Origin of the sequence: Pseudomonas sp. MD195_PC81_125, assembly GCF_014060985.1 — a bacterium.
Taxonomy (GTDB): domain Bacteria; phylum Pseudomonadota; class Gammaproteobacteria; order Pseudomonadales; family Pseudomonadaceae; genus Aquipseudomonas; species Aquipseudomonas parakoreensis.
The window spans coordinates 1-8,411 of record NZ_JABULD010000218.1; the positions used below are offsets into that span (position 1 = coordinate 1).

Annotated in this window: 7 protein-coding genes and 1 pseudogene; 5 read left to right on the forward strand and 3 right to left on the reverse strand. The window is 61.3% G+C overall.

The genetic code is table 11. The annotated features are described in order from the left end of the window. Window positions 1-288 precede the first annotated feature (288 nt). The 5 genes and pseudogenes from lon to cmoB all read left to right on the forward strand — a co-directional run bounded on the left by lon (window position 289) and on the right by cmoB (window position 5,857). Complete coding sequence (lon, locus tag HT737_RS09275) at window positions 289-2,706, forward strand: endopeptidase La (RefSeq protein ID WP_095668384.1); 2,418 nt, start codon at window positions 289-291, stop codon at window positions 2,704-2,706. A gap of 214 nt (window positions 2,707-2,920) precedes the next feature. Then, window positions 2,921-3,313 carry a protease inhibitor I42 family protein gene (locus HT737_RS09280; RefSeq protein ID WP_086791731.1) on the forward strand — a complete coding sequence of 131 codons (393 nt, stop codon included), beginning with the start codon at window positions 2,921-2,923 and terminating at the stop codon, window positions 3,311-3,313. Window positions 3,314-3,315: 2 nt separating this feature from the next. Continuing rightward, complete coding sequence (locus HT737_RS09285) at window positions 3,316-3,951, forward strand: lysoplasmalogenase (protein WP_179294962.1); 636 nt, start codon at window positions 3,316-3,318, stop codon at window positions 3,949-3,951. 244 nt (window positions 3,952-4,195) lie between these two features. Further along, window positions 4,196-4,903, forward strand: a complete 708-nt coding sequence (gene cmoA / locus HT737_RS09290; protein WP_219737930.1) for a carboxy-S-adenosyl-L-methionine synthase CmoA — start codon at window positions 4,196-4,198, stop codon at window positions 4,901-4,903. After that, a pseudogene (gene cmoB / locus HT737_RS09295) lies at window positions 4,900-5,857 on the forward strand (tRNA 5-methoxyuridine(34)/uridine 5-oxyacetic acid(34) synthase CmoB). The gene cmoA and the pseudogene cmoB overlap by 4 nt, the downstream one beginning before the upstream one ends. An 83-nt stretch (window positions 5,858-5,940) precedes the next feature. On the opposite strand, the gene tadA reads toward cmoB, so the two are convergent. The 3 genes from tadA to HT737_RS09310 form a co-directional block, all read right to left on the reverse strand. Continuing rightward, window positions 5,941-6,435 carry a tRNA adenosine(34) deaminase TadA gene (gene tadA, locus HT737_RS09300; RefSeq protein WP_095668381.1) on the reverse strand — a complete coding sequence of 165 codons (495 nt, stop codon included), beginning with the start codon at window positions 6,433-6,435 and terminating at the stop codon, window positions 5,941-5,943. Continuing rightward, the gene (locus tag HT737_RS09305) at window positions 6,435-7,811 is read right to left on the reverse strand and encodes a multicopper oxidase family protein (RefSeq protein WP_182402314.1); all 1,377 of its coding nucleotides are present in this window, start codon (window positions 7,809-7,811) and stop codon (window positions 6,435-6,437) included. Before HT737_RS09305 ends, tadA begins: the two co-directional genes overlap by 1 nt. 148 nt (window positions 7,812-7,959) lie before the next feature. Then, on the reverse strand, window positions 7,960-8,411 hold a 452-nt coding region (locus HT737_RS09310; RefSeq protein WP_182402316.1), incomplete at its 5' end, for a DUF2726 domain-containing protein.

Consider the following 8,411-nt stretch of genomic DNA (forward strand, 5'->3'; position numbering starts at 1 on the left):
AGCGAAGGGACCCCGAGCCCCAGCGAGCGGGCCGAACGCAGGAGCAAGCCTTTTCGGTTACCTTTTGCGTTGGAAAGTGATCGCCGTAAGGGCGAAACCGCCAGCCGCCACACCCCAAAAACGGATATACCCCCAAAACCCCAAGAACCTGGTCGGCCCAAAGGCCGCCAAGCCCAAAGCGTGACGCCTGTCAAAACCCTGAACACACAAGCAGAAACACCGCCCCCCATTGAAACCACCCCCAAGCCTGCCCCATCTAAGACCCATACCCCATTGCGCAGGTGCCCCATGAGCGACCAGCAAGAATTCCCGGACAACCCCGACGACTACACCGAAGCCGAACACATCGAACACACCTCCTCCGGCAAAGGCCTGGCCCTGCCCGGCCAGAACCTGCCGGACAAGGTCTACGTCATCCCGATCCACAATCGCCCGTTCTTCCCGGCCCAAGTGCTGCCGGTCATCGTCAACGAAGAACCCTGGGCCGAAACCCTCGATCTGGTCAGCAAATCCGAACACCATTCCCTGGCCCTGTTCTTCATGGACACGCCCCAGGAAGACCCGCGCCACTTCAACACCGGCGCACTCCCCGAATACGGCACGCTGGTCAAGGTCCATCACGCCAGCCGTGAAAACGGCAAGCTGCAATTCGTCGCCCAGGGCCTGAGCCGCGTGCGTATCAAGACCTGGCTCAAGCACCACCGCCCTCCGTATCTCGTTGAAGTTGAATACCCGCACCAGCCCACCGAGCCGACCGACGAGGTCAAGGCCTACGGCATGGCGCTGATCAACGCGATCAAGGAGCTGCTGCCGCTCAACCCGCTGTACAGCGAAGAGCTGAAGAACTACCTCAATCGCTTCAGCCCCAACGATCCGTCGCCGCTGACCGACTTCGCCGCCGCCCTCACGTCGGCGACAGGCAATGAGCTGCAGGAAGTGCTCGACTGCGTGCCGATGCTCAAGCGCATGGAAAAAGTCCTGCCGATGCTGCGCAAGGAAGTCGAAGTCGCGCGCCTGCAGAAAGAGATCTCGGCGGAAGTTAACCGCAAGATCGGCGAGCACCAGCGCGAGTTTTTCCTCAAAGAACAACTCAAGGTGATCCAGCAGGAACTCGGCCTGACCAAGGACGACCGCAGCGCCGACCTTGAACAGTTCGAACAACGCCTGGAAGGCAAAGTCCTGCCGGCGCAGGTGCAAAAGCGCCTTGAAGAAGAAATGAACAAACTGTCGATCCTCGAAACCGGATCGCCGGAATACGCGGTCACCCGCAACTACCTCGACTGGGCGACGTCGGTGCCGTGGGGCGTGTACGGCGAGGACAAACTCGACCTCAAACACGCGCGCAAGGTGCTCGACAAACACCACGCCGGCCTAGACGACATCAAGGACCGCATCCTCGAATTCCTCGCCGTCGGTGCCTACAAAGGCGAAATCAGTGGCTCGATCGTGCTGCTGGTCGGCCCGCCGGGCGTGGGTAAAACCAGCGTCGGCAAATCCATCGCCGAATCCCTCGGCCGACCGTTCTACCGCTTCAGCCTCGGCGGCATGCGTGACGAAGCCGAGATCAAGGGCCACCGCCGCACCTACATCGGCGCGCAGCCGGGCAAACTGGTGCAGGCGCTGAAAGACGTCGAAGTGATGAACCCGGTGATCATGCTCGACGAGATCGACAAGATGGGCCAGAGCTACCAGGGCGACCCGGCCTCGGCGCTGCTGGAAACCCTCGACCCGGAACAGAACGTCGAATTCCTCGACCACTACCTTGACCTGCGCATGGATCTGTCGAAAGTCCTGTTCGTGTGCACCGCCAACACCCTGGATTCGATCCCCGGCCCGTTGCTGGACCGCATGGAAGTGATTCGCCTGTCGGGCTACATCACCGAAGAAAAAGTCGCCATCGCCAAGCGCCACCTGTGGCCGAAGCTGCTGGAAAAGGCCGGCGTGTCCAAAGGCAGCCTGAGCATCAGCGACAGCGCGCTCAAAGCCTTGATCGACGGTTACGCCCGGGAGGCCGGGGTGCGCCAACTGGAAAAACAGATGGGCAAACTGGTACGCAAAGCGGTGATGAAGCTGATTGAGGACCCGAAAGCGGTGATCAAGCTCGGGCCGAAAGACCTCGAAGCCTCGCTGGGTCATCCCGTGTTCCGCAACGAACAAGTGCTGTCCGGCACCGGTGTGATCACCGGTCTGGCCTGGACCAGCATGGGCGGCGCCACCCTGCCGATCGAAGCCACACGCATTCACACGCTCAATCGCGGTTTCAAACTCACCGGGCAATTGGGCGATGTAATGAAAGAGTCGGCGGAGATCGCCTACAGCTACGTCAGCTCGCACCTGAAGTCGTTCGGCGGCGATCCGAAATTCTTCGACGAAGCCTTCGTCCACCTGCATGTGCCGGAAGGCGCCACACCCAAGGACGGCCCGAGCGCCGGCGTGACCATGGCCAGCGCCCTGCTCTCGCTCGCCCGCAATCAGCCGCCGAAAAAAGGCGTGGCGATGACCGGTGAACTGACGCTCACCGGGCACGTGCTGCCGATTGGCGGGGTGCGTGAAAAGGTGATCGCGGCGCGGCGGCAGAAGATCTTCGAACTGATCCTGCCGGAGCCGAACCGGGGCAACTTCGAGGAATTGCCGGATTACCTGAAGGAAGGGCTTACCGTGCACTTCGCCAAGCGCTTTGCAGATGTGGCGAAAGTGCTGTTCTGATCATCATGTAGTGCCCTGATATACCGCTTTCGCGAGCAAGCTCGCTCCCACAGGGTTTAGGGTGGACACAGGATTTGTGGACACTCCCCGGCCACTGTGGGAGCGAGCTTGCTCGCGAAGGCATCCGTCCAGACACTCCACTCCTGACTGTCACACTTTGTCTCATCTTCAGTTATGCTCGCCGTTCGTCGTCAACGCCGGAGCCACTGAGCCTATGTCCCCCACTCGCCTGTTTGTCCCCCTCGCCCTCTCTTTACTGGCCGCCTGCGCCACGCAGCCAAAACAGAACGTGACCGTGGAAAAACAGAGCGAATGCCCCGTGCGCCTCACCAACGGACAACACCTGATTGTGATGCTGCCGAGCAATCCCACCACCGGTTACCGCTGGGCGATTCAGGACTCGGCCGGTGGTGTGCTGCGCGCGCTCAGCCCCGAGGTCTACAGCAGTCCGAAAGACTCGGGGATGGTCGGCGCGGGCGGATTCTCCACCTGGCGCTTTCAGGCCTTCGCCACCGGCACCGGACGCCTGCGCCTGACCTCGCAGCAACCTTGGGAACCGGAAGTTGAACCGGCAGAAACCTTCGACTGCGCGATTTCGGTGAACTGATCGTGGGCTGGCTGATTCTGGCGCTGATGGGCGCGGCGACATTTCTCTACGGCGTCAGCACCCATGCGGCGCTGCTGTGCCTGTTGGTCAAACCGTTGCCGGTGCTGGCGCTGCTCGGCTGGCTGCACGATGCACCACCCAGCGACTATCGGCGCTGGATCAGCCTCGGGCTGATTTTTTCTGTGCTCGGTGACGTGTTGCTGGCGTGGCCGGGGGATCTGTTTGTGTTTGGCCTGGGTGCGTTTCTGGTGGCGCATCTGGCGTATCTCAAGGCATACCTCAGCGATTGCAAACGGCTGGCGCTGCTGCCACTGGTGCTGGCGCTCGGCGTGGGCGCAGTGCTGCTGGGGATGCTGATTTCCAGCGGTCTTGGGCCATTGCTGGTGCCGGTGGTCGTCTATGGTACCGCGATCAGCGCCATGCTCTGGCGCGCCCTCGCCCGCCTCGGCACCGACGTGCCCAAGCGCTCGGCACTGCTGGCGGCGGCGGGTGCGCTGGCGTTCGTGTTTTCGGACAGTGTGATTGGTATTGATCGTTTCGTATCGCCATTCCACGCGGCGCCGTACGTGATCATCCTCAGTTACTGGCTGGGGCAGTGGGGGATCGCCGCTTCGGCGTTTTCCGTGAAACACCGCTAATTTTGTAGTGAGGGGATTTATCCCCGATGGGCTGCGCAGCGGCCCCGAAAGTGTCATTGAGTTATGTCAGACAGACCGCAGCCACAGGTTTTGGGGCTGCTTCGCAGCCCATCGGGGATAAATCCCCTCGCCACGTCGGACAACCCAAGCATCCCAGCGCCACTTTGGCTAAAATGCCGGCCTTTTCATCGACACCGCCGGAACCGCCGTGAGCAAAGAACCCGATCGCATTTTCGCCCAGCCGATGGCCCAGGTGCCTGACTTCGCCTTCAACGAGGACGTGGTGCGGGTGTTCCCGGACATGATCAAGCGCTCGGTACCAGGTTACCCGACCATCGTCGAAAACCTCGGCGTGCTCGCGGCGCAATTCGCCCAACCAAACAGCGTGCTGTATGACTTGGGAGCCTCGCTCGGCGCCGTCACTCAAGCGCTGCGCCGTCACGTGCGCACCGACGGTTGCCGGGTGATCGCGGTGGATAACTCGGCGGCGATGGTCGAGCGTTGCCGCGAATACCTCAATGGCCAGGATTCGATGTTCCAGGAGCTGCTCCCGGTCGAGGTGATCGAAGGCGACATTCTCGCCCTCGAATTCAAACCGGCTTCGGTGGTGGCGCTGAACTTCACCCTTCAATTCATTGCGCCCGAGCAGCGTACCGCGTTGCTGTCGCGCATCCGTCAATCGCTGCTGCCCGGCGGCGCGTTGATTCTGTCGGAAAAACTGCGTTTTAACGATGCCGAAGAACACGCGCTGCTGACCGACCTGCATGTCGCGTTCAAACGTGCCAACGGCTACAGCGAACTGGAAATTGCCCAGAAGCGCAGCGCCATCGAAAACGTCATGAAGCCCGACAGCCTCGAAGAACACCGCGAACGCCTGCTGGCCGCCGGATTCTCGAAAGTCGTGCCGTGGTTCCAGTGTCTTAACTTTGCCTCGTTGATTGCCTTGCCATGATTGATCTGTCCCCCCTCGCCCGCCGTTTGGCCGGCACACCGCTGGCCGACTGGGCCAACACCCTGCAAGTGCAACTCGACAAGAAAAATGGAGAAAGGTCACGGCGATCTGGAGCGCTGGCAGAGTGCGCTGGACGCGTTGCCGAAACTGGAGCCGACTGAAGTCGATCTGCTCAACGGCCTGAAACTCGACACTGACTGCGACGCCGAAACCCGCGCGCAGATGCGCACCGCGCTGATGGGCCTGTCGCCGTGGCGCAAGGGGCCGTTCGATCTGTTCGGCGTGCACGTCGACACCGAATGGCGCTCGGACTGGAAGTGGTCGCGGGTCGCCCCGCATCTGGACCTGAAAGGCAAACGCATCCTCGACGTTGGTTGCGGCAACGGCTACTACATGTGGCGCATGCTTGGCGCCGGCGCCGACAGCGTGATCGGCGTCGACCCGAACTGGTTGTTCTTCTGCCAGTTCCAGGCCGTGCAACGCTACTTGTCGGAACCGAATGCCTGGCACCTGCCGTTTCCGTTCGAAGACCTGCCGCCGAACCTGGAAGGCTTCGACACGGTGTTTTCCATGGGCGTGTTCTACCACCGTCGTTCGCCGATCGAGCATTTGCTGGCGCTGAAGGATTGCCTGGTCAAGGGCGGTGAACTGGTGCTGGAAACGCTGGTGGTTGAAGGCGACAAGCATCAGGTGCTGGTGCCGGAAGATCGCTACGCACAGATGCGCAACGTGTGGTTCCTGCCGTCGGTGCCGGCGCTGGAGTTGTGGCTGCGCCGGGCAGGCTTCACCGACATTCGCTGCGTGGACGTCAGCACCACGACGGTTGAGGAACAGCGCGGCACAGAGTGGATGAAGTACCAGTCGCTGAGCGACTTCCTCGATCCCGAGGATCACAGCAAGACCATCGAAGGCTTGCCGGCACCGATGCGGGCGGTGATTGTCGCTCGCAAATAAAGCAGAATCTAAAGATCGCAGCCTTCGGCAGCTCCTACATCAATCCCTGTAGGAGCTGCCGAAGGCTGCGATTCTTTTGATTCTTAATCCCGGTTTGCCCGCCGCGCCCTGAAGAATTCGGTCAACACCGCCCCACACTCCTCCGCCAGCACCCCGCCTTCATACAGCACCCGGTGATTCAAAAAGCCCTGGGTGAAGAACTGCCCCTGACTCTGCACAATCCCGGCCTTGGGCTCCAGTGCGCCATACACCACACGAGCAACCCGCGAATGCACGATCAACCCGGCGCACATGCTGCACGGTTCCAGCGTCACGTACAGCGTGCTGCCCGGCAGACGATAGTTATCCACTGCTTGCGCGGCGGCACGGATCGCGACCATTTCCGCGTGGGCACTCGGGTCGCTGGTGGTGATCGGGCAGTTGTAGCCACGACCGATGATTTCACCGTCCTGCACCAGCACCGCACCCACCGGTACTTCGCCGAGGGCGGCGCCTTGGGCGGCGAGATCCAAGGCTTCGCGCATGAAATCGCGGTCACGGCTGCGGTCGATGATCGCGGCGGGGCGAATCTGGCGCATCACTTCACCTCGATGGCGGCCATCAGGCCGGTTTCCATGTGGTCGATCACGTGGCAATGGAACATCCACACCCCCGGGTTATCCGCCACCAGCGCCACTTGCGCACGCTCGTTCTTGCCCAGCAGGTAGGTGTCGGTGAAGTACGGAGTGATCTTGTGCCGGTTCGACGCAATCACCTTGAAGCTCATGCCGTGCAGGTGAATCGGGTGCTGATACTGGGTCATGTTCTTCAATTCGAAGATGTAACTCTGGCCCAGCTTCAGGCTGGCAATCGGCCGATCGGCGCAGGTCTTGTCCGTGATGTCCCAGGCCTTGCCGTTGATCTGCCACAGGCTCGGCGGCTTGCCGTTGTCGACATTCACCGACACCGAACCGACCCATTCGAAATTGAAGTTGAGTTTCTCGGCATTCGCCAGATCCGGCTCGGCCACCGGGTTGGCGGGCAAGGCTTTCGGCCACGCGGTCGGCGCATCGTTATTGGCCACCGAGCGCAAGGTTCCCAGACGCACCGGGCCGTTGCGCAGCGACAATTCTTCACCGGCCGGCGGCGCCTTGATCGCCAGGCAGATACGCATGCCCGGCCCCAGCCAGTATTCCTTGCCCAGCGGCCGCGGCTCGATCGGGTTGCCATCCAGCGCATAGATCTGCGCTTCGACGCCGGGAATGTTGATGCGATACGTCAGGGTGTTGTCGAGGTTGAGCAAACGCACCCGGGTGATCTGCCCGGCCGGCAACTCGATCACCGGCGTTGGCACGCCGTTGATGGTCGACAAGCGTCCCGCCGTACCGCCACGCGCCGCTTCCCGGGGGATGCTGAATTCGACGAAATTGCCTTGCTCGTCGATGTGCCAGTTCTTCAGGCTCAGGGTCTTTTCGTACTTGAAACCGGTCGGCTCGCGCTCTTCGACGATCAACGGCCCGACCAGCCCGCGCCCCAGCTCTTCGCTGCTGCTGACATGCGGGTGATACCAGTAGCTGCCGGCATCCGGCACGCGGAATTTGTAATCGAAGTATTCACCGGGCAGCACCGGCAATTGCGAGACGTACGGCACACCGTCCATCTCCAGCGGCAGGCGGATGCCGTGCCAGTGAATGGTGGTCGCCACCGGCAGGTGGTTGATGAACCGTACCCGCAGCCACTCGCCCTGACGCACGCGCAACTCGGTGCCCGGTGCCGACGGGCCGAACGCCCACGCCTCGGTCTTGTGCCCCGGCACCAGCTCAACGTCCAGCGGCGCCGCGATCAGCTCGTAGTCATGCCCCGCGTCGGCGTCGGCCCTCTTGCCCAACCAGTAACGCGACGCGCCTCCCGCTCCGACACCAACGACAACAAGACCGGCCAGGCCACCGAGGATTTGGCGACGGGTAAAGGACATGAACTCAACTACCTCACGTATCTGCGGCGGGCCCGCAGGCCCGTAAAGGGCGAATACGATACACCTGCAATTGAGAAAGATTAAGTGAAGTGTTGTCGCATTGAATCCGGTATTGACGACAAAAAGAAACTCACTTTGCTCTTGAGCCTCAAGCAGGGGCGGCGTTTACTCCAATGGTTGTATTGGCCCACTGTGCCATAAACGCGGCTACCCGCTCCTCGATGCGACTCTCGACGGTGCGTAGACGCAATAGAGCAACACCCGCCTTTTGCAAGATGCTGTCTTTCAAGGCATCCCGTTCGATTTGCATCGGTGTCGCGTGACTCCCCCCGTCGACCTCTATTACTCCGAGTGGTCTTTTGCCGACTTTGAAATAGATAACGAAATCACAACTGGCGCGGTTGTCCATGAACTCCCTCTCTCTCGGGGTAAGCCACTCGTTGGTCATCGAGACCAACTGGTTCAACTCGACCTGGCCGTGGGCTGCAATGCCCCGGTAGACCTCCTGATCAAGGGTCTCTCGCAGTATCTGCGCCATGATCTGCTCGGACTTGTAGTCGGAATCGCTCCTTCGCAACTTGCTATTGAGCCGCTCCAGAG

Bases quoted from the DNA above. Each gene is read 5' to 3' on its own strand.
- tadA (WP_095668381.1), bottom strand. From the start codon at position 6,435: ATGCGCCAGATTCGCCCCGCCGCGATCATCGACCGCAGCCGTGACCGC.
- HT737_RS09280 (WP_086791731.1), top strand. From the start codon at position 2,921: ATGTCCCCCACTCGCCTGTTTGTCCCCCTCGCCCTCTCTTTACTGGCC.
- HT737_RS09305 (WP_182402314.1), bottom strand. From the start codon at position 7,811: ATGTCCTTTACCCGTCGCCAAATCCTCGGTGGCCTGGCCGGTCTTGTT.
- lon (WP_095668384.1), top strand. From the start codon at position 289: ATGAGCGACCAGCAAGAATTCCCGGACAACCCCGACGACTACACCGAA.
- cmoA (WP_219737930.1), top strand. From the start codon at position 4,196: ATGGCCCAGGTGCCTGACTTCGCCTTCAACGAGGACGTGGTGCGGGTG.